We start from the raw sequence: 24,154 nt of genomic DNA, 5'->3' as shown, positions 1-24,154 counted from the left end.
ATGGCAAGGCATGTGCCTGCGATGGCAGGCGGTGGGGGGCGTTGGGACGGACGGTGCGCAGGACGTTCAGCGGTGATGCTGGAGCCACTCCTCGACACGCAGGGCGCTGGTGCCGACTTCATCGACTGCCTGCTTCAGCAGGTCGTGGGACACGCCGAAACGGTCCCCCCAGTAGCGCAGCTCATAGTCTTCGCTGAGGCTGACGCGGTGGTGGTCAGAGCCGTGGGTGTTGCTGAGATCGTCGGGCATGAGGGCCTCCGGTGACGGTCAGCGCGCCGCATCCGGCGCGGCAGGGTTGCGGGCGCGCGTGGCGGTTGCGGCGCGTGCGCCGGCACTGGCGTTCGCGTCGGCGTTGGCGTTGGCGTTGACGTTGGCGTTGGCGTTGGCAGCGCTGGGCGTGGTGTCCTTTGGTGGAGGGACGCCGTTGGCGTTGTTGTCCAGGCTGGCGCCAGGATCCTCTTCGCCCGCGACGGATTCATCAAAGGCGTGATCCGGCACGGGGGCCGGATGGCCGGCGTCCGGCTTGGCCACGTTGGGAGTGCCCGCCTTGGCAGGGCCGGCGTGACCCGGTGTGGGGGTGGAAGAGGACGAACGCGGAGCATCAGACATGGGACACCTCGTGGAATTTGCCGTTCTTGCGGCAATTCCAATGCCAAGGGGAAGCGCGGTCAAGACGCAGGGCAGTGAAGCGGAGGCAATGGCTGTGCGTCATCAGGTAAAGCTTCGGTAGCGCTGTGGCGCACATCCCGACAGGCGCCCCCTGAAGGAGGGGCGCTCCCCCGGGAGATTCGTTGACGGCACCGGGGGCGCTGGGGAAGATCATCGGATGAACGCCAAGCCTTCGATTTCTTTCGGTCCCACCCGTCGTCAACGCCCCAGCCGGTGGCGGGCGTTGCTCTGGTGGGCGCTGATGGCATGGGCTGCCTTCGTGCTGATGGCAGCCATGCCCTCCCTCGCGGTGGCAGCAGAGCGGCCGGTGGCGCAGGGCCAAGCCTTGCCGATCATCACGCCCATCGCGGATTGCTCGGCGCTGGGCAGTACGTCCCTCGTGGACATCGGCGGCGCCGGCAGCCGGGTGCTGAAGACGAGCAAAGCGACCAGCCAGGGGCTTCCTGCCTGCATTGTGGAAGGCCTGCTGGCGCCCAGCATCCAGTTCCGTGTGGAACTGCCGCTGGGCAGCTGGACCCAGCGTTATCTGCAGGTCGGTTGTGGCGGCCTGTGTGGACGCATCGGCATGGAGGTCGGCGCGGCAGACGGCTGCCTGGACCTGAAGCAGGGCGGCTTTGCGCTGGCCGCCACCGACATGGGACATCAGGACAACGACGGCAGCTTTGGCCGGAATGCGGCCCAGCGGGAAGATTTCGCCCATCGTGCGGTGCACTTGACGGCGGTGGCAGCCAAGCGGCTGATCCAGCGGTTTTATGGACGGCCGCAGCGCTTTGCCTATTTCAGCGGCTGCTCCGACGGTGGGCGCGAAGCCTTGATCGAAGCCCAGCGCCATCCGGAGGACTTCGACGGCATCCTCGCAGGAGCGGCGGCGCTGAACTTCCAGGTGCAGAACAGCCTCTATCACGGCTGGCAGGCCCGCGCGAACACGGCGCCGGACGGCGGCGCCATCCTTACCGCGGCGCGCCTGCCGGTGCTGCATCAGGCGGTGCTGAAGCAATGCGACGCGCTGGATGGCGTGGTGGACGGCTTGATCAGCGATCCGCGTTTGTGCAAGTTCGATCCGGCCACCGTTGCCTGCCCGGGAGATGGCGACGCGCCGGGGCCGGAATGCCTGAGCCGTCGGGAAGTTGACGCAGCCCGCCAGCTGTATGAAGGGCCGCGCGACCCGCAGACCGGGGAGCGGCTGACGGCGGGTGGACCACAGCCTGGCTCCGAACTGGGCTGGGCTGGCGTGTTCGTCCCGGCGGATGCACAGTCCCCGATTTTCAGTGAGCGCATTGCGATGCAGGCGCTGAAGCATCTGGTTTTCGAGACGGACCCGCCGGCGGATTTCAAGCTGGCGGATCTGCGATTTGACCGTGCCACCTTGGATCAGCTCCGCGCACGCCATCCGCTGATGGATGCGACGGATCCTGACCTCTCGCGCTTTGCCGCACGGGGCGGCAAGCTGGTGATCTGGCATGGCTGGTCGGACCCGCACATCTCGCCCCTGAACAGCATTGCCTATCACCAGGCCGTGCGCAAGCGCATGGGGGAGGGCGCGGCCCGGGCGTTTGAGCGCCTGTATCTGCTGCCGGGGGTCTATCACTGCTCCGGCGGTGAGGGCCCCAGCGCGATCGATCTGCTGACCCCGATGATGGCCTGGGTCGAGCGCGGCATTGCACCGGACGCGGTGCTGACTCGCACGCCGGAGCCGCGGCAGCGTGGCAATGGCTTTGGACAACCCGAAGCCCGCCCGGCGCCACCGATGGCCGGCCCCTCTGGGCCCACGGTATCCGGACCTCCTTCCGGACCTCCGGACGGCGCGCCGCAAGAGCCGCCTTCCGGAGTGCTGGACCTTGCAAGGTCTGGCCCGGTGGTGCAGCGCACCCGACCGGTTTATCCCTACCCGCAAGTGGCCCGGTATCAGGGCAAGGGTGACATCCACAGTGCAGACAGCTTCCGTGCGGTGGCGGGGTCCGACATTCCGGTCCCGGCCTGGGCTGGTGAGGACTTCTTCCAGCCGCCACCGGTGCGTGGCCTCATCAAGCTGTCGCCGGACATCAGCCACACGGCGTCTCAGCCGGCGACGCGCTGATAGGCCACGCGCCGCGAGGAGGTTGCGAAGACGAATCTGCGGGTTAATCTTGCAAATACGAAGTTGCAAGATTAGCATCGAGTCTTGCCACCCACAGATTCCGCTGGATTAATCCCATGACGCCATCCTCTCCCGTCAACGTCGGCCTGCGGGTCAAGCACGCGCGGCAGAACCTGCGCAGGATGAGCCAGGACGCGTTGGCAGCTGCCATGGGTTTCAACGATCGACAGACCGTCTCAGACATCGAGACCGGCAAGAGAGCCGTGAAGTCGGACGAATTGCTGCAGCTGAGCAACGCTCTGGACCAGGACCTTGAATACTTCATCAGCCCCTTCAGCGTGGTCGGCGAAGCCGAATACTCCTGGCGTGCCAGCAGCGACGTGACAGAGGATGCCCTGGACAGTTTTGAGATCAAGGCGTCAGGATGGATCGGCATGCTGCGCTGGTTGCGGGCGCAGTCAACAGTGCCTCATGACCCACTAGGGTTCTCGCTTCGTCTCAACGAAAACAGCACGTTTGAACAGGCGCAGCAGGCTGCGGAGCTACTCGTGGAGAAGCTGGCGCTTGGCTTGATGCCTGCTGCGTCGCTCGCCGATTGCATCGAAAGCCGACTGGACATCCCAGTGCTGTTCGTCGACATGGATCAGGGTCTCAAAAGGGGATCGATCTCCGGCGCTGCCTGCCATCTGGCGGAACTCGGTGCAGTGCTTGTGAATCGGCAAGAGCCCTCGGTGCGACGCAACTTCGACCTCGCCCATGAGCTCTTCCATACGCTCACATGGGGCCGTGTGAAGATCCAGCATCGCGAGTCAAATTCCATGGAGGAGCGCAAGAGGACGAGGCGAGTGGAGCAGCTGGCAGACAATTTCGCGAGTGCCTTATTGATGCCCCGGGCATCGCTGGATTCACTGATCCATCCAGCACGGGCGAACGAGGTGGTGCATCTCGCAGACGTCGCCGCGGAACTGCAAGTTTCCACCACCGCGCTCGGCTGGCGCTTGCGTAGCCTGGGTCGGATTGACGAACCCATTCGCGTGGCACTGAGCCAGATCACCCGTCCCGACCCGGTGGGCGAGACCCCCAAGCTCTTTTCCGCTCCGTTTGTCCGCGATCTGCATGCCGCGTTGGACAAGGGGCGGCTCACGATGCGCAAGGCGGCATCGACCCTCAGCCTGTCCCAGGAACAGCTTCTTGAACTGTTCGCCGCGTACCAGCTGTCGGACCCATCCAGTTCCTGGACACAGACTGAATGAAGCGTCGAAGGGTCTTTGTGGACGCCAATGTGATCATTGAGGCGTTCCGCGTTCCGGTCTGGCAGGAGCTCTCCAACGGGTGTCTCCTGGAGACTGTCGAGGAAGTCGAGCGGGAAGCGTTGACCGGTGACAGCGGGCGCCACGGACGTGTGATTGTCGATGCGACAGCCATGCGGGGCGGCCTCCAAGCGGTTCATGGTGTTGACCGGTCTCCGCGCAATGCGCTCTTGAACAAGCACCCGGCGTGCGTCGATATGGATCCTGGCGAGCAACACTTGTTCGCGTATCTTTTTTCAACGCCCCAGCCGTTGCCGCCTCTGATCGTGGTGAGCAGCGCGGATAAAGGCGTGGTGGTTCGCGCCGGTGAGTTGGGATGGCTGGACCAATTGATCAGCCTGGAGGAGCTGCTCAGCGTCTGCAGCGTCAGTGCGCACAAGCTCAAGAGGCTTGACGAAGTGCACGGTGCGGCCTTCCTCGGCAACGTTCGCACGAAGGTTCGCATGGGCATCATTCCTTGATGTCGCATCCGCTCAGCGGGCGCTCCCGTTCTTGGCTGCGCATGGTGAGCCCGACGGCGCTCCCGCCGTGCACATAATGGCCCCGACCTCAATCAGCAACCAAGGACGGAACCCGGATGGAGCAGGTGGATTGCATCGTGATCGGCGCCGGCGTGGTGGGCCTGGCGGTGGCGCGCGACATGGCCCGCCGCGGCCTGGAAACCGTGGTGCTGGAGCAGGCGACGGACATCGGCACGGGCACCAGCTCGCGCAACAGCGAGGTGATCCACGCCGGCATCTACTATCCGACAGGGTCGCTGAAGGCCGAACTGTGCGTGCGTGGCAAGGCGCTCCTGTATGAATACTGCGCCGCGCGGGGCGTGGCGCATCAACGTTGCGGCAAGTTCATCGTCGCGACGTCGGCGGAGCAGGTGGGGCGGTTGGAGCAGCTGGCGGAGACCGGCCGCCGCAATGGCGTGGATGATCTGGTGCTGATGCACGGGGACACCGCGATGGCGCGCGAACCCGCCCTGCGCTGCGTCGCGGCGCTGAACAGCGGGTCCACCGGCATCGTGGACAGCCACGGCCTGATGCTGGCGCTGCGCGGCGATTTCGAGGCCGCGGGCGGCATGGTGGCCTTTGCAGCGCCGGTGCTGGCCGGTGACTGTTCTGCGCAAGGCATCCTGCTTCAGGTCGGCGGAGCCGAACCGATGGAGATCCGCGCTGACCGGGTGATCAATGCGGCCGGGCTGGGCGCGCAACGCATCGCCCTGGCCCTGCAGGGCATGCCCGCCTCGCTGGTGCCGCCCCTGTATCTGGCCAAGGGCAACTACTACAGCCTGCAGGGCCGCGCGCCTTTCGCGCGGCTGATCTATCCAGTGCCCGAACCCGGCGGCCTCGGCGTGCACCTGACGCTGGACCTCGGCGGCCAGGCACGCTTTGGCCCGGACGTGGAATGGGTGGCGTCCGAAGACTACCGCGTCGACCCGCGGCGGGCGGATGCGTTTTATGCGGAGATCCGCCGCTACTGGCCCGGCTTGCCGGACGAGGCGCTGCAGCCCGCTTATTCAGGCATCCGGCCGAAGATCAGCGGCCCGGGGGCGGCCGCCGAGGACTTCATCCTTCAGGGACCGACCGTGCATGGCCAGGCGGGGTTGATGAACCTCTTTGGCATCGAGTCGCCTGGCTTGACGTCCGCGCTGGCGCTGGCGGAGCGGGTGGCCGCGCAGATGGGCGGGTGACCCGCTGTGTGGCGTATAGGCTGACCTTGACGAGCGTCGCGCAGAGGTCTGCAAAGCGCCAACCACCGCCCTTGGACCGCAGCGGGTAGAGGTTCAGGCCGCCTTGCGCGGTTTGGGCATCTTGGCCTTGCGGACGAACGAGGGCAGGAAGTTGCGTTTCTCCCGCCCGAATGCCACCGTCACGCTCTCCGCCGACGCCGTGACGACTTCGCCAATGCCGTACCGCGGCACACGCACGATGTCGCCGGGGTGCAAGGCCGGTGCGGAAGGGGTCGAAGGGGCTGAAGGGGCTGAAGAGCCCGATGGGGCGGATCCGGAAGACGGCGCAGGCGCCGCCTTCTGCGCCTCTCCCGCCCCCGGCTGACGGGATGAATTCGGTTGACTCGATTGATTCGGTTGAATCGGCGTCACGTTGCTGCCGGATACCACCGAGGACGCAGCGCGTCCGGCCGCTGCTGTTTCCTGGTCCACCTCTTCAGCCGCTTCCGCCACCGCTTCACGCAGCCGAAGTTCCTGCTGATGGCTGTCCATCCGCAGGCAGTTGTCGCAACCATGGCAACGCTGGAAGTCCTGGCCTTCGCCAAACGCTTCCAGCAGCACCTGCCATCGACACAGGCCCGTCTGCGCGTAGAACACCATTTGTTCCAGCCGTTTGCGGTCCTGTTCTTCCTTCTCTTCGTACCGGTGCAGTGTCTCCGCCAACTCGTTCGAATCGCCGGGTGGAGGATCCACCAGCCGCAGGCCGCCGTGTTCATCGCGATCCAGCCAGCCTTCGCGTTCCAGCAGGCCCGTCAAGACCTTGAGCTTGTTGAGCGGGCGCTGCAGTCGTTCATGCAGGGCGTCCAGGGTCCAGGCGGCCGGCCCCTCGTCGGGCAGCGGTGGCGCAGTACGCAGGGCCTCCTGCAATGACGTCGCATCTTCCGGACGCGGATACCGTCCATTCAGAAAGAACTGCTGCACAGCCTTGTCGCTGTGCACGAACAGCAGGGTGCAGTCGGCGGGTTGCCCATCGCGGCCGGCGCGCCCGGACTCCTGATAGTAGACATCCAGACCCGCCGGCAACTGGTAGTGCACCACCTGCCGGATGTCGGCCTTGTCGATGCCAAGGCCGAAGGCGTTGGTCGCCACCATCACCGGCGACTGGCCGGACATGAAGGCCTCCTGCGCTTCCTGCCGCTGCGCAGCACGCAAACGGCCGTGATAGAGCACGGCATCATGCCCGGCATCCCGCAGCGCCTGATGAGCCGCTTCCGCGGCCTTCACCGTGGCGGTGTAGACAATGGAGGGGCCTTGCCGCTCGGCGACGCGCTGCAGCAGTCGCTGGCGCTTGTCTTCTTCATCCGCCAGGGGCTCGACGCGGTAGCGCAGGTTCTCGCGGAAGCTGCTGGCGGCCAGGCAGCCGCTGCGTGGGATCCGCAGTTGCTCGGCGATGTCGGCCATGACTTCGTCGGAGGCGGTGGCGGTCAAGGCCAGGACCGTGGGTTTTCCCAGCCGCTGCACCGCCTCGCCGATCTTCAGGAAGGCGGGGCGGAAATCATGTCCCCATTCGGAGATGCAATGGGCTTCATCAACCACGAGCAGATCGGTCGGGCCGGACTCGGCGAGGGCGGTCAGCCATTCGTCGTCGCTCAGGCGTTCGGGGGTGACCAGCACCACCTTGGCGGACCCGTCCAGCGCGGCTTCGTTCTGCTGGCGCAGCGTGGCGGCGTCGAGGTTGCTGTGCAACTGCACCGCCGGAACGCCCAATGCATTGAGGCGCTCGCATTGGTCCTGCATCAACGCAATCAGCGGTGAGACGACCAGCGTGCGATTCGCCATGAGACTGGCCGGCAGTTGGAAGCAGAGAGACTTGCCCGCACCGGTGGGCATGACGGACAAGGTGTTGAGCCCGCGCAAGACTCGGTCCACCACCTCCTCCTGCCCCGGTCGCCACCCCTGCAAGCCGAAGCGCCGCAACTGCTGTTGCAATTGACGGGCGGAGGGCAGGGATTGCGGACGTGCGGAAGCGCGGGAGGCGCGGGAAGCGTGTGTGGCCATGCCGCTGAATGGGCAAACCTCGCGCCTGCGAGGGGCCTCCCACAGTCAGGGGACTGGGCACAGCCGTTGCCCAAGGGCGGTGGGGGTCCCGGAGGGATCCCCGAACTCATCCACAACTCAAACGGAGTCCACCCATGATCAGCACCATCCTGCTCGTCATCCTCATCTTGCTCTTGATCGGCGCGCTGCCGGCTTGGCCGCACAGCCGCCAATGGGGTTATGGCCCCAGCGGCGGCCTGGGTCTGGTGGTGGTGATCCTGCTGGTCCTGCTGCTGCTCGGCTATATCTAAGCCAGGCGCCAGACGTCCGTTCCTTCGATGACCTTGCGTTTGCGCAAGGTCATCGGCGTCCTGTTGGACGGCGTCTTGCCCTCGGTGAACGAAGCACCTCAGTGCTTCAGTTGCCGCGATAGGTCGAGAATCCGTACTGGCTCAGCAGCAGCGGCACGTGGTAGTGCTGCTGCGCGCTCTCCACATGGAACACCACCGGAATCTCCGGGAAGAAGCTGGACAGACGCTGCCTGGCGTAAAACTCTCCGGTCCGGAAAATGACGCGGTAATCGCCCGCCACCCACTGGCTCAATGCAGCGGCAGGGACCAGCGCGCGGATGCGGCCTTGCGCATCCGTGACGCCACTGCCCAGAGGCAGCCATTCACCACGTTCTCCGCGCCGCTCCAGGTCGACATGGATGCCGGGCGACGGCTGCCCGGTCTGCAGATCCAGCACATGGACGCTCAACGGGTTCTGCGCCGGCGCTTGTGTCGGCGTTTGCGGCTGTGTCTGGGCTCCCCCCGTGTCCTGCGCCAAGGCAGGAAGCGAAGCGCCGATGAGGCCTGCAGCCAGGAGAGTGGAAACGACGAACGAGAGACGCATATCTAACTCCAGAAAAGGGGTGGGCAGGGGTTCGAAGCAACGGCCTCAGGGCGCCGCCTTCAGCACGGCGGGCAGCGCGGCTGCGGCTGCCTGTGCACAGCGGTCATCGTTGTCTGGTCCGCCGCCACCGGCCACGCCGACCGCGCCCCACACCGTCGATCCATGCAGAAGGGGCACTCCGCCCCCGAGCAGCAACGGCTCAGGCAGGTACTGGAGCGCCGCCGTATCCGGCTGGCTGCGGGCCTGACGGCCCAGCGCCAGGGTGGCCTGCCGGGTGGACAGGGCGGTGAACGCCTTGCGACGGGCGGCCTCCAGGTTGTGGGGGCCGACGGTGGCGCTGCGGCTGAGCAGCAGGGTCTGACCGCTGGCATCGACCACGCCCACCGCCACATCGCGCTCCAGCGAGTGGCAGGCCACGCGGGCGGCGCGAGCCAGGGCATCGGCCTGATCGAGCGTCAAGGGCGCGTCAGCGGCGGCAGCGGCGGCACCAGCGCTGGCCGCGAGCAACAAAGCGGAAATGAAGTGAGAAGGCATGCCGCCACTGTAGAAAGGCGGCGCTGCCCGGACGCTGACGCTTCGATGACATCTTTGCCATCGACCCTCCTGTGCGCTTCAGGCATTCTCACGCCCTGGCACACAAGGAGACTGAGTTGCGCATTCTGGTGGTGGAAGACGAAGCCCGCGCGGGCGACTACCTGAAGCAGGGGCTGGGAGAAGCCGGCTTTGTCGTGGATGTGGCCACAGACGGCCACACGGGACTTCACCTGGCGATGGCGCAGCCCTATGACCTGATCGTGCTGGACGTGATGTTGCCGGGACTCGATGGCTGGACGGTGCTGCGCCGCCTGCGCCAGACGGCCACCGGGCGCCAGGTGCCGGTGCTCTTCCTCAGCGCGCGGGATGCGCTGGCCGACCGGGTGCAGGGGCTAGAGCTCGGCGCGGATGACTATCTCGTGAAGCCGTTTGCCTTCGCCGAGCTGCTCGCCCGCATTCGCACCCTGCTGCGGCGAGGTCCGCAACGGGAAGACGATGTGCTGGCAATGGATGATCTGCGCATGAACGTGCCGGCCCGCACCGTCACCCGCGCCGGACAGCGATTGCACCTGAGCGCGCGCGAGTTCAATCTGCTGCATCTGCTGATGCGTCGGCAGGGCGAGGTGTTGTCCCGCAGCGAGATCGCCTCGCAGGTGTGGGACATGAATTTCGACAGCGACACCAATGTGGTGGATGTCGCCATGCGCCGGCTTCGGCTGCGCATCAACGACCCGGTGCCCGGCCGCCTCATCCATGCGGTGCGCGGCATGGGTTATGTCTGCGAGCTGCGGGAATGAAGGGGCCGAAGTCCCTGAGCTGGCGGCTGGGCCTGTCCGGCGCGCTGGTGGCCGCATGGGCGAGTGCGCTGCTGGGCGGCTATCTGTTCACCTCCTTTGAACAGCAACTGGTGCGCCGGGATGACGTGCAGCTGCTGGGCAAGATGCGGCAGCTGCGGCAACTGCTCAGCCGCAGTGGCACCGCCGAGCTGCTGGCACAGCAGGCCGACTATCTGCGGGACACCATGAGCGGCGAAAGCAATGCGCTGATCGAGATCCGTGAGGCTCCAGGGCAGGGGGGCGCTGTGCTGTTGTCCATCAATCCGCCGCACCTGCCGCTGCTGACCACGGCGCCGCTCTTGCTGAGCGAAGAGCCCGGCCTGCAGCATCTGACGCACTGGACCACGCCGGACGGTGTGCCCGCCGCCGGACTGAATGCCTGGGCCCGACTGGCAGACAAGGACGTCGAGGTCCGACTGGCTCGGCTGTATCCGGAGCGGCGCGCCCTGCTGGCGGACTATCGGCTGCGCATCACTGCGGCCAGCCTGGCGGCCGGCCTGCTCGCCGCGGGTCTCGTGCTCGCACTGATCTGGCAGGGCCTGTCCCCGCTGCGCCGACTGCGTGCGCAGACCGCCGCCATCGGCCCCGGCAGCCTCGGCCTGCGGCTGCAGCCGGCCGATGCGCCGCAGGAGTTGCAAGCCTGGGTGGAGAGCCTCAATGAGATGCTGGCGCGGCTGGAGCAGGGTTACGCGCAGCTGAATCAGTTCGCCGCCGACCTCGCCCATGAACTGCGGACGCCACTGGCCACGCTCACCGGTCAGAGCCAGGTGATGTTGAGCCGCACCCGGACCGAAGCGGAATATGCCGCGCTGATGGAAGCCCAGTTGCTGGAGCTGGATCGTTTGAACCGGATGGTGGACAGCCTGCTGTTCCTGGCGCGCAGCGAGCATCAGGCGCTGTCCGGCGATCTGCCGAAGGAGGCCTTGTCCGCGGGTGCGGAGCTGGCGCGTCAAGTGGATTACTTTTCGGATCTGGCCGAGGAGCGTGATCTGCAGCTGCATGTCGACGGAGACGCTGCGCTGTCAGCCGAGCCGCAATTGCTGCGCCGCGCATTGGCCAATCTGATCTCCAATGCCTTGCGGCATGCCCGGCCGGGCAGTCGGGTCGATCTTCGTGCCCGGCGCGAGGACACCGCGGAGGGGCAGGGCTGGGTGGTGCTGGAGGTCGTCAATGAAGGGGCACCGGTGGCCGCGGAGCTGGTGGCGCGGTTCTTCGACCGCTTCTACCGGGCCGACGAGTCACGCCACCGTGATGCCGGCGGCAGCGGACTCGGCCTGGCGATTGTGCGGGCGATCATGGCTCTGCACGGGGGCAGCGCGGAGGTCCGGCAGCCGGTGCCCGGGCGGATGGTGTTAGTGCTGCGGTTTCCTGATGCCGCGCATTCCGGCGCTGAGGGCGTGAGTGAGCGCGGCCCGGCGCCGCTCTCGTATTGACGCGGCGCGCATTCCTATGAACAATCGCGCGCTTTCGCCCTCTTACCTTGCCTGGAGCGCTCCGTGCCCCGCATGTCCGTCACCCGCTAATCGCCGACGACTGCCATTTGAAGCCATCGTGGCAGCCATCGTGTCGGCGCCGTCTGCGCCCATGAAGGCCGCGGCACACGTTCCTGTTTCCCGCCCGCTTGCCATGAAGCGGACGAAGCCTGAACCTCCCGCTTCTTTCTCCCGCGACTCTGTCTTCCGGCTTTGAGCCTGGAGGCGGTGACCTGTCTGCGCCCCACACGTTCGTCGGTTCTGTTCCCAGAATGAGCCTGTCCGCGCCAAGAACGCGACGGCTGACGACGATGCATTCGCACGACCTTCATTCCTTGCCGCTGCTGCGGTATCCCCGCACCGCGCATCTCGCAGGCAGCCGTCTGCAGGACGGAGACTCCGACCACGATCAGACCCCCTTGACGGCATTGGCCGGTTGTCACGTCGTGATCGAGGAAAAACTCGATGGGGCCAATGCCGGCCTGTCCTTCACGGCGGGCGGCGAGCTGCTGCTGCAGTCGCGGGGGCATTACCTCAGCGGCGGATATGGCGAGCGCCAGTTCAATCTCTTCAAGCGCTTTGCCGCGGCGCAGGAGGCCCGGCTGTTGTCGCGGCTGGAAGATCGCTATGTGATGTACGGCGAATGGCTCTACGCCAAACACAGCATCTGGTATGACCGGCTGCCCCATTGGTTTCAGGAGTTCGACATCTACGACCGGCAGACGGGGCACTTCCTGTCGACGCCGCGCCGGCAGGCCTTGCTCTCCGGATCGCCGGTGATGTCGGTGCCGGTGCTGTATGCCGGTCCGATGCCGACGCGACTGGCGCAGTTGCAGGCGCTGGTGCGTCCATCCCTGGCCAGGTCGGCGCAATGGCGGGAGGCATTCGAAGCCGCGGTTGCGCGCCAGCAATTGCCACTGGCGCTGACCTGGCAACAGACCGACCGGCATGACACCTCCGAAGGCCTGTACCTGAAGGTGGAAGACGATGAGAAGGTGCTGGGGCGCTACAAGCTGGTGCGGCCCTCCTTCACGCAGACCTTGCTGGATGCGGGCGACCACCATGTGCAGCGACCCTTGCTGCCGAACGCATTGGCCGACGGCGCCGACCTGTATGCCGAGCGGCCGACGCTGAGCTGGGAAGACCTTGGGCTGGTGACGCTGACCTCTCTGGACGCATTGGTCGCGCTGGCCCGAAACACCGTCAGGGGCAGGGACTGCGCGCCACGTTGAGCCCGGACTCCCCACGCCTCATCAAGAATGAACTGGAGACGATCATGTCCCCTTGGAATGAGCTACGGGCCCTGGTGCCCGCCGCCGGAAAGGCCCCGGACGAAGCGGCCTGCCTCGCCGCCTTTCCGGTGCTGGAACACGCCAAAACCACACCGCAGGATCCTCGCCATCACGGCGAAGGCGACGTCTGGACCCACACCCTCATGGTGCTGGACGAGCTGCTGCACCTGACCGACTATCGCGCCGCGAGCCGCGAAGATCAGGAAACGCTGTTCTTTGCCGCCTTGCTGCATGACGTGTCCAAACACGCGACCACGGTGGTGGATCCGGTCACAGGCGCCATCGGACAGCCGGGCCATTCACGCATGGGCGCCATCGATGCGCGTGGGTTGCTGTGGGAGAGCGGCATGCCCTTTGCGCAGCGCGAGGCGGTGTGCCGGCTGATTGCCGTGCATCAGTTGCCGTTCTACGCGATGGCGGATCTGCGCGGGCCGCGGCCGCCCGAGTTCATCGTGCGTCAGCTGTCCTGTCGGCTGAGCCTGCCTGTGCTGGCGACGCTGGCGGAGGCCGACATGCGTGGACGTCTCTGCGAGGACTCCTCGCGCTTGCTGGACAACATCGAGCTCTTTCGTGAGCTGGCGCGGGAGGAGGGCTGTTATGGTCAGGCGCGCGCCTTTGCCGACGCGCATACGAGGGTGAGTTACTTTCGCGGCGCCGATGTGCATCCGGATTACCCGCTCTTCCAGGAGCCCGGGTCGCGGGTGACGGTGATGTGCGGCTTACCCGCCTCAGGCAAGGACTCCTGGGTGGCGGTGCACCGGCCTGGCCTGCCGGTGGTGTCTTTTGATGATGCGCGTGCCGAGCTGGGCCTGGCGCATGGACGCAATGAAGGCATGGTGGCCCATGCGGCGGTGGACAAGGCCAAGGCACTGCTGCGCAGCCGCTCGCCATTCGTCTGGAATGCCACCCACCTCAGTCAGTCCATGCGCGACAAGACCTTGGACCTGCTGTTTGCCTATGGCGCGGAGGTGGAGATCGTTTATCTCGAACAGTCCCGGACCGAACTCCTGCGGCGCAATCATCGGCGGGACACCTCGTTGTCCAACAAGTCGCTGCTGGGCATGCTGCGCAAGTGGGAGGTGCCGGTGCCGACGGAAGCGCACCGGGTGGTCTATGCGTGTGGGAAGGGGGACTCAGGCGCCGATCAATGACTGCCCGCACACCCGAAGCACCGCGCCGGACAGCGGCTGCGCCTGCGGTGACGCCAGGAACGCGATCGCTTCCGCCACGTCTTCCGGCTGTCCGCCTTGCTTCAATGCGTTGAGACGTCGGCCGGCTTCCCGAATCATCATCGGCATGCGGCGGGTCATGGCCGTTTCGATGAAGCCCGGCGCGACTGCATTGATGGTCCGGCCCTGCTCGCGCCACTCACGCGCGCGGTGGGCCACATAGCCGATCACGCCGGCCTTGCTGGCGCTGTAGTTGGTCTGGCCTGCATTGCCCGCCAGACCGCTGATGGAGGACAGGCAGACCTCCCGGGCACCGTCCCGCCACAGGGACTGGGCGTCAAGCGCTTCATCCATGGCGAGAATGGCGGCCAGATTGACGCTCATCACCGCGTCCCATTCCGCGGCACTCATGCGCGAGAGGGTGCGGTCCCGGGTGATGCCCGCGTTGTGCACCATCAGGTCCAGCAGGCCGTGCGCGGCCACTGCCGCCGTCAGCGCCGCGGGTGTGGACTCGGCGGTCAGGTCCAGCGGCAATGCTTCCCCTTGAATCTGAGCCGCCAGGGTTTGCAGTGCGTCGGACGCCGCAGGAACGTCCACGCACAGCACCCGGAAGCCGTCCGCATTCAGCCGGCGGGCAGTGGCGGCGCCAATGCCGCCAGCGGCGCCGGTGACGACCGCGAGACGCCGGGCCGGCGCGACATCCGGCATGTGCAGCGCGGCGGCATCGCTGCGCCAGTGCAGGACCTGTCCGGACACATAGGCGGATCGGTCGCCTCCAAAAAAGCGGAGCGCACCCGACAGCAACGGCTGGGTGCCCCGGTCGATGTGCAGCAGGTTGACGGTGGCACCCCGGCGACCCATCTCCTTGGCCATGGCGCGAACGAAGCCCTGCAGCGCCTGCGCCAGCGCGCTGGCACGTGCGTTCCCGGCGGTCTCCGGTCGGGCCGCAAAGATCAGTACGCGCGCGCCGGTGTTCAGCCGCGCCTGCGACGCCTGCACCTGCCGGAACACGTCCCGCAGCTGCTCCAGCGTCGCCACGGCCGTCGCATCCACGATCAGGGTGGACGCTGCGGATTGCGCGTCCTTCACCAGCGTGGCGCCTTCGGCCGACACGGTCTGGGTGAGGACGCTCAGCAGCGGCGCGTCGCCAATGCCGATCAGGTGCACCGGCCGTCCGGCCAGTTCCTCCGGCATGAAGGGGCCGTCGCGTCGGGGCAGACGGCGCGGTTGGGGCAAGCCCAGCGTGGTCAGCAGTTGGCGGCCCCAGGGGTGCTGGGTCAATTGAAGCAGTCGGTCGGTCATGGTGGGGCGGGGAGGCGGGCAGACAGGGAATGCGCTCGGGCGCGTCGGGCGCGTCGGGTGGGAGAAGGGGACGCCGGCGGGCTTTCGCAGCGCGGCGCAGTGTAGGTCTCATCGAGACGGCGAAGGAGAGAGACGCCTCCTGCGCCAGCGCCGCCGGGGCGAGGTGGGCAGCTCGCCGCCCATCACCGTCAACCCCACGCGGGTCTGATCCGGTGTGGACGTGGCGAAGGGCGCGCCGCCATGCATGCGGGCAATCGCCGCCACAATCGACAGCCCCAGCCCGTGGTGATCGGCCCCCCGCGTGCGGGAGGGATCGGCCCGGTAGAAGCGGTCGAAGAGTCGAGGCAGATGCTCGCGCGGGATCGGCGGACCGACATTGGTCACCGACATGCGCAGCAAGCCGCCGCCCATCGCTTCAATGCAGATGCGAACGAGACTGCCGGTGTGCGCATACCGGGTGGCATTGCCGAGTAGATTGGACAAGGCCCGTTTGAGCAAGGCGGCATCGACGTCGCCCGCCGCGTCCCCGTCCACCGTCAGATGCAGCCCGGCTTCGGCAATGGCGGCTTCGTGATAGTCGGCCACATCGCGCGCCAGGGCGGCGAGGCTCTGCACCCGCTGCCGGCGTGCGGTGGCGCCGCTGTTGGCATGGCTGAGGAAGAGCATGTCATTGATGATGCCGGCCATGCGCCGCAGCTCTTCCAGATTGGAGCCGAGCTGATCCAGCGTCGCAGGGGGCACACCGGGCTGGCGCATCGCCAGTTCGGTGGCGGTGATCAAGGTGGCCAGGGGTGTGCGCAGCTCGTGCGCGACGTCCGCGTTGAAGCCTTCCAGCTGCGTATAGCTGCGATTGAGCCGCTCCAGCAGTGCATTGAACTGCTGCACCAGCGGTCGCAGTTCTTCCGGCTGATCGCTGCCGTCCAGTCGTTCGTGCAGGGTATGGGCGGCCAGCCGCCGGGTCTGGTCCACCAGGGACCGGACCGGCGCGAGTGCCATACGCACCAGCACCATGCTGCCCGCCGACACCAGCAGCGCGCCAATCAGCGAGGCCGCCATCAGCGTCATGCCCAGACGTCTGACGAATTCGTCGTCGGCGCGGGTGTCCAGACGCAGCGTCGCCATCGGGCCTTGTGTCGTAGGGAAGTCCAGGGTGCGGCCGGTGTCGGTGCGAACGTCCAGGCCACGGGCGCCGGTGTGAACGGCCCGGTCGTACAGAGTGCTGCCGTCGTCCGCCCGCAGCGTCAGGCGAAGGTCCCGGTGCACGTCGAGGAACTCATCCAGGCGTTTGCGCAGCTGTGGTGCAGGCAGGGTTTCATGCTCGTCCAGCAGATGCTGCAACAGCGCCTGGTTCTGTTGCAGCGTCTCGTCCTGGCGGGTGCGCAGGTCGGAGGCCGTCAGCAGATACACGGCCAGTGACATCAACGCCAGGCCAGTGAACGTCTGCGTTGCAAGCCACAGCGAGAGGCGAGGGCCGACACCGTCGGGAATGCGCCAGCGCAACCAGGCCCGTTGTCGGCGATGGGCAGGCGTCTCCCCGGGGGAGGACGACTCTGCATTCCGCAGCTCGGCCGTCACGTGCATGCGCCTCCGGCGTAGATGACCAAAACGTAATCCTGCGGTTGGGCTGTCGTCGGGACGCGGGGACTAGAGTGCATTCCATGGCGTTGAAAAACACCGCCGCAACGGTCGAAGCCTCCGGCAACGACCGCCATGGACCGACTTTCAACAAGGAGAATTTTCATGCGTCGATTCCCTCAAATCTCTGCTCCCCTGGGTGTTCTGGCCCTGGCCGCCGCGATCAGCGTTCCCGCTTTCGCGCAGGTCGAGGAAGAGATCGCCTCGGGCCCCAAGTCCCGTGAACAAGTCGTTGCCGAGCTGGAGCAGGCCCAGGCAGACGGCTCCCTCGCCAAGATCAACAGCGAGGCCGGCTACGCGCCTGATTTCGATGAGGCGATGGGTCTGCCCGTCCGCTATTCCAACACCCAGGGTGATGTGGACGTGTCGGTCAGTATGGACACGTCCCGCGACTTGACCTTTGCGCCGCCTGCTGCGGGTGGCAAGTCCCGTGCCCAGGTCATGGATGAGCTGGCACAGGCCCAGGCAGACGGCTCTTTGCAGAAGATGTGGAGCGACTCGGGATATGCGCCGGAGTTCGAGACGACGCATACGCCCCGCTACTGAGCTTCGGCTCAGCGCGTGAGGGCGTGAACCGCAGCCGCGCGGGCGGCCGGTTTCAGCTCGGACGAACGGGGTCCCTTCGGGGGCCCCGTTCTTTTCTGCGTCCGTAACAGGTGATGCAAAGCATGGCGGGGCTGGAGCAATGGCCGCCGTCCCGCAACGATTGCTGACACGAATCCGGGATTTCCCTCATCACAGTGCTTGCAACTGGGAGCAAAGTGGTATTGCCTTTCTGAGGCAAACAAAAGACCAACAAAATACCACTAGGCCATTGAAACCCCTTGGCCATCTGGGCGCGCGTCGGGCAGCGACGCCCAGCAGGCCGTTCTTCCGCGAGGGCGTGGAGGCGCGGCCGCTGACGTCGTCTACCAGGAGCACTTGAATGAAGCCTTCCCTCTCCTCATCCAGCCGCTACGGCATTCCACTGCGCGAGCTGCGCAAGTTGGCCGTGCTGAGCGCAGCGGCGTTTGCGCTGCACGCCGGCGCGCAGTCCTACGCCGCGTGGGCGCCGGACGTGTATTACGCCGCGGGCACCGTGGTGAGCTACAACGGCAAGCTGTATCGGGCACTGGTCAACCAGACCGATTACGCGAGCACCGGCTGGAACCCGACCAATGCAGCGCTGTGGACGGATCTGGGCGCCACGGCGGGACCGTCGCCATCGCCCACCCCCAGTCCCACCCCCAGTCCCACGCCCAGTCCCACGCCCAGCCCTACGCCGAGCCCCACGCCGTCGCCGTCCCCCAGCCCGTCTCCCTCGGGCAGCTGCGCTCCGGTGTGGTCCAGCAGCAAGACCTACAACGGTGGTGACCTCGCCAGCGTGGCCACCACGAACTACAAGGCCAACTGGTGGACCCAGAACAACAACCCCACCACCAGCAGCGGCGCTGCCGGTTCTGGCCAGCCGTGGACCGTGGTGGGGAGTTGCTCGGGGTCGCCGTCGCCGTCGCCGTCGCCGAGTCCGTCCCCCAGCCCCTCGCCAAGCCCGAGTCCTTCGCCGAGCCCGGCGCCTTCGCCGTCCCCCGACCTGACCGACCCGGCCGCCAAGTCCGCATCGCAATCGGGCCGCGTGTACACCGTCTACTACCCCTCGTGGAGTGACAACTGGTTCGATGCCACCGGCATGGACAAGAACCAGGTGTTCAAGGCCAGCAACTTCGCCCGCATCCCGGCGAACTACACCCATGTGGTGGCGGCGTTTGCGCAGCCCAATTTCAGCTGGGGCGGCATGAGCGCCAACAACTGGTCGGGCACCGGCATCAACTTCAACGGCCGTCCGTCGGACATCAAGGCTGCTATCGACGTCCTGCATGCTCGCAACATCAAGGTGCTGCTGGCGGTGGGCGGTGCCACCTACAACAGCTGGGGCAGCTTGTCGGCGGAAGGTCATGCCGGCAGCGGACCGACCATCACGGCGCTGGCCAACATCCTGAAGGACGTCGGTTTCGACGGTCTGGATGTGGACTATGAGATCGAAGGGCTGGACGGTTATGCCGGTGCGGTGAAGGCCATGCGCAAGGCGGTGGACCTCGCCGGCGGCAATCGCATCCTGAGCGTGGCCGCCTGGTCGACCGGGGCGGACTGCACCGCCGCCACCGCCAATGACGCGCAATGCGCGGGCGTCGGCGTGAGCTACTGGGGCGGCAAGGCCGGTCTGGAGCGGCAGCTGGTGAACAGCTATCCCGCGCTGGCCAATGCCTTCAACCTGGTGAACATCATGAGCTACGACGCTCGTTATGAACACTACGACGGCGTGACCGCGTGGCAGCAATACCGCAAGCTGTTCCCGAGCAGCACCATCGTGTCGATCGGCTTTGAGACGGCACCGGAAGGCTGGGCGGGCGGTCAGCTGGTGGTCAACAATGAGGACGCGCAATGCACCGGCTCGGTCATTCTGCAGAACAGCTACGGCGCCAACATCAACCAGCCGTATTCGGTGGAGCGCTACCTGAACGCGGTGACCGGCAGCACGCTGTCCAACCGCAATGCCCGTGACGGCGCGATGCTCTGGCAGGCGCTGAAGACGGCTTCCGGCAGCTGCGGCAGTGCGCCGCTGGCCTCGCCCGGCAGCATCGGCAAGAAGGTGTCGGGCTCGCTGGGCCTGGTGGACGACCCGGCCCTGCAGACCGCACCCTGGAAGTAACCCCGTCGCGCTAGAGCGCGCGTGAGGGCCGCCGCCCGGTGTCATGCCGGGCGGCGGTTATTTTTTTGGCCGCTTCCTTGACGTGTCCCCTGGAGCGCCGCTTGCCATCGCTTGCGTGCCTCGTCGATGTGCCCATCCTCCGAATGGGAGTGTTGGCGGGCGGCCGGCGGCGGCAACATCCGCCAGACCGTCGGCACGTCCGATGTTCAAGAGCCACTGGTACGGGCACCCGCCTCGCGGTCTGCGCGGATGGGGTGCCGGTGCCTCAACCCGAAAGTCCGTCATGGCCAAACTCAGCGACACCAAGAAGTCTGACCTGAAAACCCGCCGCAAGGCGCCGCTCGCCACGCCGAGCGACCTGCCTTCCGACGCCACTGCCGACATCGGCGCCGCCCTGAACGGCATCCTGGCGGACGTCTTTGCGCTCTACCTCAAGACCAAGAATTTCCACTGGCACATGAGCGGCCCGCACTTCCGGGACTACCACCTGCTGCTCGACGAGCAGGGCGACCAGCTCTACGCGATGACCGACCCGCTGGCCGAGCGCATCCGCAAGGTGGGCGGCACGACGCTGCGTTCCATCGGCCACATCAGCCGCCTGCAGCGCATCCAGGACAACGACGCCGACTATGTCGACCCGCTGGACATGCTGGCCGAACTGCGCGAGGACAACCAGCAACTGGCCGCCCGCCTGCGCGAAGCCCACAACGTGACGGACGAACATCGCGACATCGCGTCCTCCAGCCTGCTGGAGAACTGGATTGACGAATCCGAGCGCCGCACCTGGTTCCTCTTCGAGGCCAGCCGCGTCTCGCACCAGAGCTGATCATGGGATACCGCTGTGCACATGCGGCCGGTATCCGGCAGGTCGAGCCCAGCGCCAAAGGCTGTGAGGAATGCCTGAAGCTGGGCAGTGAATGGGTCCATCTGCGCATCTGCCGCACCTGCGGCCATGTCGGTTGCTGCGACGAGTCGCCGCACCGGCATGCGCGGGCGCATTTTCATGAGACCCAGCATCCGATCATCGAGGGCTATGACCCGCCCGAGGGCTGGGGCTGGTGTTTCGCGGACAAGGTGATGGTGGATCTGGAAGGCGACACCACGCCGCAAAAGGGACCGATCCCGCGCTACTACTGAGCGCGGCGGCCGCGGGTTCACGCCCGCGGCTTGCCCGTGGAGGCCCGCACCACCAGCCGGGGCGGCTCGGTGATGGAGATCGGCAGCGGATGATCGGGCTGGGCCGTGATTTCGGATTGCAGCATCTGCACCGCCAGCATGGCCGCTTCTGCCGTGGGCATGGCGACGGTGCTCAGCGCTGGCCGCATCTGATGCGCCAGCTGAATGTCGGTCACGCCGATGACGGACAGGTCCCGCGGCACTTCCAGCCCGAGTTCCGCTGCGGCCTGCAGCACGCCGAGGGCAGGCAGGTCATTGGTGGCAAACACCGCCGTCAGCCCCGGCACGCCGGCCAGCAGGCTGTGCGCCGCATTGCGGCCTTCGTCGATGGTGTCGTGGCCATAACGCAGGTGGCTGGCCGGCAAGTCCAGACCTGCCTTCTGCACCGTGTCGATGAAGCCGCGCAGCCGCCATTGATGGTTGCCCGTCGGCTCGCTGCCGCAGACGGCGCCCAGCTGTTTGTGCCCCAGGCGCAGCAGATGCTCTGCCGCCAGCACGCCCGCCTGGTAGAGATCCACCGCCACGCAGGGCAGGGGCGGCGGCTCCTGCGGACGCTCCCACATGCACAGCACCACCGGCACGCCGCGGCGTCGGAGGTCCTGCAGGGCGTCGAGCTGGACGAAGTCCGCATTCATGACGATCACGCCCTGGGCCAGGGCGCCGCCCACTGCATCCAGATAGGCGCGCTCCTGCGCCGGATCGTCATTGGTGTTGCAGACCAGCAGGAAGTAGCCGAGCTTGCGGGCGGCCCGTTCCACCTCGAGCGCGAACTCCGGATAGAACGGGTTGGCAATGCTGCTCACCACCAGGGCCATGGTGTGGGGCTTGCCCTCCACCAGCGCCCGGGCCATGAGGTTGGGCCGGTAGCCCATGCTTTCCACGGCCGCGAGCACCCGGCGACGGGTCTCCTCGCCGACCTTGCCGCGATTGCGGAGCACATTGGACACCGTGGCCGCGGTCACCCCGGCGGCCCGCGCCACCTCAACCAGTGTTGTCATGCCGCGATCGTACCCGCTGCGGCCGTGCCTACCGGCCAGGCTTGCGCCTGGGCGCCCGGGCCGGCTTCGCAGAGGTAGACCAGCGCCGGCAGACCTTCCGGCGAGCGGTAACCGCGCTCCAGAGCCTCCAGGGCTTGCGGCACCAGTTCCTTCTTCAGCAGCGCAATGCAGCAGCCGCCGAAGCCGCCGCCGGTCATGCGGGCGCCGCCCTGGTCGCCGGCCACGTCCTGCAGCAAAGCTGCCAGCTGATCCACGGCCGGGACGGTGATTTCGAAGTCGTCACGCATCGAGGCGTGAGACTGCTTCATCAGCGCGCCCAGGCGTACCAGGTCACCGGCCTGCAAGGCCTCGGTGGCCTCCAGCACGCGGGTGTTCTCGGTGATGATGTGGCGAGCCCGGCGGAACACTTTGTCTTCCAGCTGCACGCCCGCCAGCATCTCCAGCGTCGCATCGCGCAGCGCCGGCACGCCCAGCGCGCGGGCCGCCTGCTCGCATTGCGCGCGGCGTTCGTTGTAGGCCGAATCGACCAGACCGCGCTTGACGCGTGAATGCGCAATCAGCAGCGTCGTGCCTGCCGGCAACGAGACGGGGCGGGTGTCCAGCGAGCGGCAGTCGATCAGCAGCGCATGGCCGGGACGGCCTTCGGCGCTGGCGAGCTGGTCCATGATGCCGCATTGGCAGCCCACAAAGCGGTTCTCGGCCTGCTGGGCCAGCCGCGCCAGCTGTTTGCCGTTCAGTGCCGAATCGCCGGTGATCTGCTGGGCGGCACGCAGCAGTCCGAGCGCCAGCGACGCGGATGAGCTCAGGCCCGCGCCCATCGGCACGTCGCCGGCAATCACCAGGTTCAGGCCCACCGGCTGCGCCATCAGCGGCACCAGTTGCGCCAGCGTGCCGCGGACATGGTCCCGCCAACCGCCGCCTTCGAAGTGGGGCGGCGTGGCGCTCAGGGTGAAGCGGTCCTCGGCGCCGGATTCATCCAGCGCCAGGGCATCGACGTCGCGGTCGGTGCGCGGGCCGGCGGCGATCCAGGTGTCGCGATCAATGGCGGCGGGCAGCACGAAACCATCGTTGTAGTCGGTGTGCTCGCCGATCAGGTTGACCCGGCCGGGCGCGCGCGCCAGGACCGTGGGCGCCGTGCCGTGACGTTCGGTATAGGCGCGCACCACCGCTTCGGCCGTGGGCGGCAGCGGGGAGGGCAGAGCGCTCGATGCCGCGCTGGAGAGCGCGGACGAGGACGATGCGGAGGGGGAAGCAGAGGTGACCATCGGAAATCAGCGCTGACGATAGTGAACAGTGGATTGCTCGCGCAGCCGTGCGGCGGCCTGCTCGGGCGTGAGGTCACGTTGCGATTCGGCCAGCAACTCGAAGCCGACCATGAACTTGCGCACCGTGGCGCTGCGCAGCAGCGGCGGATGGAAATGGGCATGCAGCTGCCAGTGGGCATTCGGGTCGCCTGCCGTGCCGGCGCCCTGCAGTCCCTCGGCGCCGGTCGGCGCGCCATGCCAGCCCATCGAATACGGGAAGCTGCACTGGAAAAGATTGTCGTAGCGGGTGGTGAGCTCGCGCACCGCCAGGGCCAGGTTCTGGCGTTGCTGTGCGGTCAGCTGCGGCAGGCGCTGCACCGCAAAGCGCGGCAGCAGCAGGGTTTCGAAGGGCCATTCGGCCCAGTAGGGGACGATGGCCAGCCAGTCGTCGTTCTGCACGACCACGCGCTCGCCGTGCTGCGCTTCGGCGTGGGCCAACGCCAGCAGCATCGGCTCCCCGCGCTGCTGCAGCCAGTCGCGCTGCTGCTGGTCTTCGCGGTTCGGCAGCTCGGGCATGAAGTCGCAGGCCCAGATCTGGCCGTGGGGATGCGGGTTGGAGCAGCCCATCATCGCGCCCTTGTTCTCGAAGACCTGCACCCAGCGCCAGCGCTGACCCAGTTCCTCGGTCTGCTCGCACCACATATCCACCACGCCGCGCAGCGCCGCGTCGTCCAGTTCCGGCAGGCTGCGGCTGTGGTCGGGCGAGAAGCAGATCACCCGGCTGGTGCCGCGGGCCGGCATCGCCTGGAACAGACCGCCGTTCGCGTCCGCGCCAAGGCCGTCCGGCGCCGGCACATCGGCCATGAGCGCGGCGAAGTCGTTCTCGAAGACAAAAGTGCCGGTGTAGTCCGGATTCTTCTCACCATTGATGCGGGTGTTGCCGGCGCACAGATAGCAGGACGGGTCATGCGACGGGCGCACCGCCGTGTCCGGGCTTTCGGTCTGACCCTGCCAGGGCCGCTGGCTGCGCTGCGGAGATACCAGCACCCAACGTCCGGCGAGCGGGTTGTAGCGGCGGTGCGAATGTTGGTTGCGGTCGAAGGACATCGTGATCAGAAGAAGGGTCGGATCGAAGTCGAGGGGCGGTGCGGCCTCAACGCTGC

23 protein-coding genes are annotated in these 24,154 nt (G+C 66.9%); 13 read left to right on the top strand and 10 right to left on the bottom strand.

What is annotated here, in order from left to right; genetic code table 11:
- Positions 1-66 precede the first annotated feature (66 nt).
- Together FHS28_RS03425 and FHS28_RS03420 are read right to left on the bottom strand one after the other, a co-directional pair.
- Positions 67-249, bottom strand: coding sequence for a DUF3606 domain-containing protein (locus FHS28_RS03425; RefSeq protein ID WP_088449078.1), 183 nt, complete (start codon positions 247-249; stop codon positions 67-69).
- Between the two features lie 18 nt (positions 250-267).
- Positions 268-609, bottom strand: coding sequence for a hypothetical protein (locus tag FHS28_RS03420; RefSeq protein ID WP_088449079.1), 342 nt, complete (start codon positions 607-609; stop codon positions 268-270).
- Positions 610-826: 217 nt separating this feature from the next.
- Here FHS28_RS03420 and FHS28_RS03415 point away from each other — a divergent pair, with 217 nt between their 5' ends.
- The 4 genes from FHS28_RS03415 to FHS28_RS03400 all read left to right on the top strand — a co-directional run bounded on the left by FHS28_RS03415 (position 827) and on the right by FHS28_RS03400 (position 5,737).
- Complete coding sequence (locus FHS28_RS03415; RefSeq protein WP_221193691.1) at positions 827-2,746, top strand: tannase/feruloyl esterase family alpha/beta hydrolase; 1,920 nt, start codon at positions 827-829, stop codon at positions 2,744-2,746.
- Between the two features lie 116 nt (positions 2,747-2,862).
- Positions 2,863-3,999, top strand: a complete 1,137-nt coding sequence (locus tag FHS28_RS03410) for a helix-turn-helix domain-containing protein (protein ID WP_088449080.1) — start codon at positions 2,863-2,865, stop codon at positions 3,997-3,999.
- Positions 4,000-4,016: 17 nt separating this feature from the next.
- Entirely contained in the window at positions 4,017-4,517 is a 501-nt protein-coding gene (locus FHS28_RS03405) for a hypothetical protein (protein ID WP_184294092.1), read from the top strand.
- Between the two features lie 116 nt (positions 4,518-4,633).
- Complete coding sequence (locus FHS28_RS03400; protein ID WP_088449082.1) at positions 4,634-5,737, top strand: NAD(P)/FAD-dependent oxidoreductase; 1,104 nt, start codon at positions 4,634-4,636, stop codon at positions 5,735-5,737.
- Between the two features lie 93 nt (positions 5,738-5,830).
- Here the strand turns inward: FHS28_RS03400 and FHS28_RS03395 are convergent, their stop codons facing one another.
- Complete coding sequence (locus FHS28_RS03395; protein ID WP_088449083.1) at positions 5,831-7,774, bottom strand: RecQ family ATP-dependent DNA helicase; 1,944 nt, start codon at positions 7,772-7,774, stop codon at positions 5,831-5,833.
- Positions 7,775-7,908: 134 nt separating this feature from the next.
- On the opposite strand from FHS28_RS03395, the gene FHS28_RS03390 reads away from it, so the two are divergent.
- Positions 7,909-8,064 carry a DUF3309 family protein gene (locus FHS28_RS03390; protein WP_088449084.1) on the top strand — a complete coding sequence of 52 codons (156 nt, stop codon included), beginning with the start codon at positions 7,909-7,911 and terminating at the stop codon, positions 8,062-8,064.
- A 106-nt stretch (positions 8,065-8,170) separates the two neighbouring features.
- On the opposite strand, the gene uraH is transcribed toward FHS28_RS03390, so the two are convergent.
- Both uraH and FHS28_RS03380 read right to left on the bottom strand, forming a co-directional pair.
- The gene (uraH, locus tag FHS28_RS03385; protein ID WP_088449085.1) at positions 8,171-8,647 is read right to left on the bottom strand and encodes a hydroxyisourate hydrolase; all 477 of its coding nucleotides are present in this window, start codon (positions 8,645-8,647) and stop codon (positions 8,171-8,173) included.
- Between the two features lie 45 nt (positions 8,648-8,692).
- On the bottom strand, positions 8,693-9,181 hold the full coding sequence (locus tag FHS28_RS03380) for a GlcG/HbpS family heme-binding protein (RefSeq protein WP_088449086.1): 489 nt from the start codon (positions 9,179-9,181) through the stop codon (positions 8,693-8,695).
- Between the two features lie 116 nt (positions 9,182-9,297).
- Between FHS28_RS03380 and FHS28_RS03375 the strand changes: the two genes are divergently transcribed.
- From FHS28_RS03375 to FHS28_RS03360, 4 genes are all read left to right on the top strand, one after another.
- Positions 9,298-9,978, top strand: coding sequence for a heavy metal response regulator transcription factor (locus FHS28_RS03375; RefSeq protein WP_088449087.1), 681 nt, complete (start codon positions 9,298-9,300; stop codon positions 9,976-9,978).
- The gene (locus FHS28_RS03370; protein ID WP_088449088.1) at positions 9,975-11,450 is read left to right on the top strand and encodes a heavy metal sensor histidine kinase; all 1,476 of its coding nucleotides are present in this window, start codon (positions 9,975-9,977) and stop codon (positions 11,448-11,450) included. Before FHS28_RS03375 ends, FHS28_RS03370 begins: the two co-directional genes overlap by 4 nt.
- A 350-nt stretch (positions 11,451-11,800) precedes the next feature.
- Complete coding sequence (locus FHS28_RS03365) at positions 11,801-12,721, top strand: RNA ligase family protein (protein WP_221193690.1); 921 nt, start codon at positions 11,801-11,803, stop codon at positions 12,719-12,721.
- A 44-nt stretch (positions 12,722-12,765) separates the two neighbouring features.
- The gene (locus FHS28_RS03360) at positions 12,766-13,932 is read left to right on the top strand and encodes an AAA family ATPase (protein WP_088449721.1); all 1,167 of its coding nucleotides are present in this window, start codon (positions 12,766-12,768) and stop codon (positions 13,930-13,932) included.
- Here FHS28_RS03360 and FHS28_RS03355 read toward each other — a convergent pair.
- Positions 13,915-15,252, bottom strand: coding sequence for a 3-oxoacyl-ACP reductase (locus FHS28_RS03355; RefSeq protein ID WP_088449090.1), 1,338 nt, complete (start codon positions 15,250-15,252; stop codon positions 13,915-13,917). The two genes, FHS28_RS03360 and FHS28_RS03355, sit on opposite strands and share 18 nt — an antisense overlap.
- A 108-nt stretch (positions 15,253-15,360) precedes the next feature.
- Positions 15,361-16,833, bottom strand: a complete 1,473-nt coding sequence (locus tag FHS28_RS03350; protein WP_088449091.1) for a heavy metal sensor histidine kinase — start codon at positions 16,831-16,833, stop codon at positions 15,361-15,363.
- Positions 16,834-16,992: 159 nt separating this feature from the next.
- Here FHS28_RS03350 and FHS28_RS03345 point away from each other — a divergent pair, with 159 nt between their 5' ends.
- The 4 genes from FHS28_RS03345 (at position 16,993) to FHS28_RS03330 (ending at position 20,710) form a co-directional block, all read left to right on the top strand.
- A complete protein-coding gene (locus FHS28_RS03345) occupies positions 16,993-17,433 on the top strand; it encodes a DUF4148 domain-containing protein (protein ID WP_184294090.1) in 441 nt (146 codons plus the stop codon).
- Positions 17,434-17,812: 379 nt separating this feature from the next.
- Positions 17,813-19,573: a glycosyl hydrolase family 18 protein gene (locus FHS28_RS03340; RefSeq protein ID WP_184294088.1), complete on the top strand. Its 1,761-nt coding sequence runs from the start codon at positions 17,813-17,815 to the stop codon at positions 19,571-19,573.
- 283 nt (positions 19,574-19,856) lie between these two features.
- Positions 19,857-20,399, top strand: a complete 543-nt coding sequence (locus FHS28_RS03335) for a Dps family protein (protein ID WP_088449093.1) — start codon at positions 19,857-19,859, stop codon at positions 20,397-20,399.
- A gap of 2 nt (positions 20,400-20,401) precedes the next feature.
- Positions 20,402-20,710: a UBP-type zinc finger domain-containing protein gene (locus FHS28_RS03330; RefSeq protein WP_088449094.1), complete on the top strand. Its 309-nt coding sequence runs from the start codon at positions 20,402-20,404 to the stop codon at positions 20,708-20,710.
- A gap of 17 nt (positions 20,711-20,727) precedes the next feature.
- Here the strand turns inward: FHS28_RS03330 and FHS28_RS03325 are convergent, their stop codons facing one another.
- From FHS28_RS03325 to FHS28_RS03315, 3 genes are read right to left on the bottom strand one after another with little or no spacing between them, the layout of a single operon-like run.
- Positions 20,728-21,747: a LacI family DNA-binding transcriptional regulator gene (locus tag FHS28_RS03325; protein WP_088449095.1), complete on the bottom strand. Its 1,020-nt coding sequence runs from the start codon at positions 21,745-21,747 to the stop codon at positions 20,728-20,730.
- A complete protein-coding gene (galK, locus tag FHS28_RS03320; RefSeq protein ID WP_088449096.1) occupies positions 21,744-23,012 on the bottom strand; it encodes a galactokinase in 1,269 nt (422 codons plus the stop codon). The genes FHS28_RS03325 and galK overlap by 4 nt, the downstream gene beginning before the upstream one ends.
- 6 nt (positions 23,013-23,018) lie before the next feature.
- A complete protein-coding gene (locus tag FHS28_RS03315) occupies positions 23,019-24,098 on the bottom strand; it encodes a UDP-glucose--hexose-1-phosphate uridylyltransferase (protein WP_088449097.1) in 1,080 nt (359 codons plus the stop codon).
- Positions 24,099-24,154 lie beyond the last annotated feature (56 nt).

The organism is Roseateles terrae, assembly GCF_014192155.1.
In the GTDB taxonomy this organism is placed as follows: Bacteria; Pseudomonadota; Gammaproteobacteria; order Burkholderiales; family Burkholderiaceae_C; genus Roseateles; species Roseateles terrae.
This window is presented reverse-complemented; position numbering and strand designations above follow the sequence as displayed.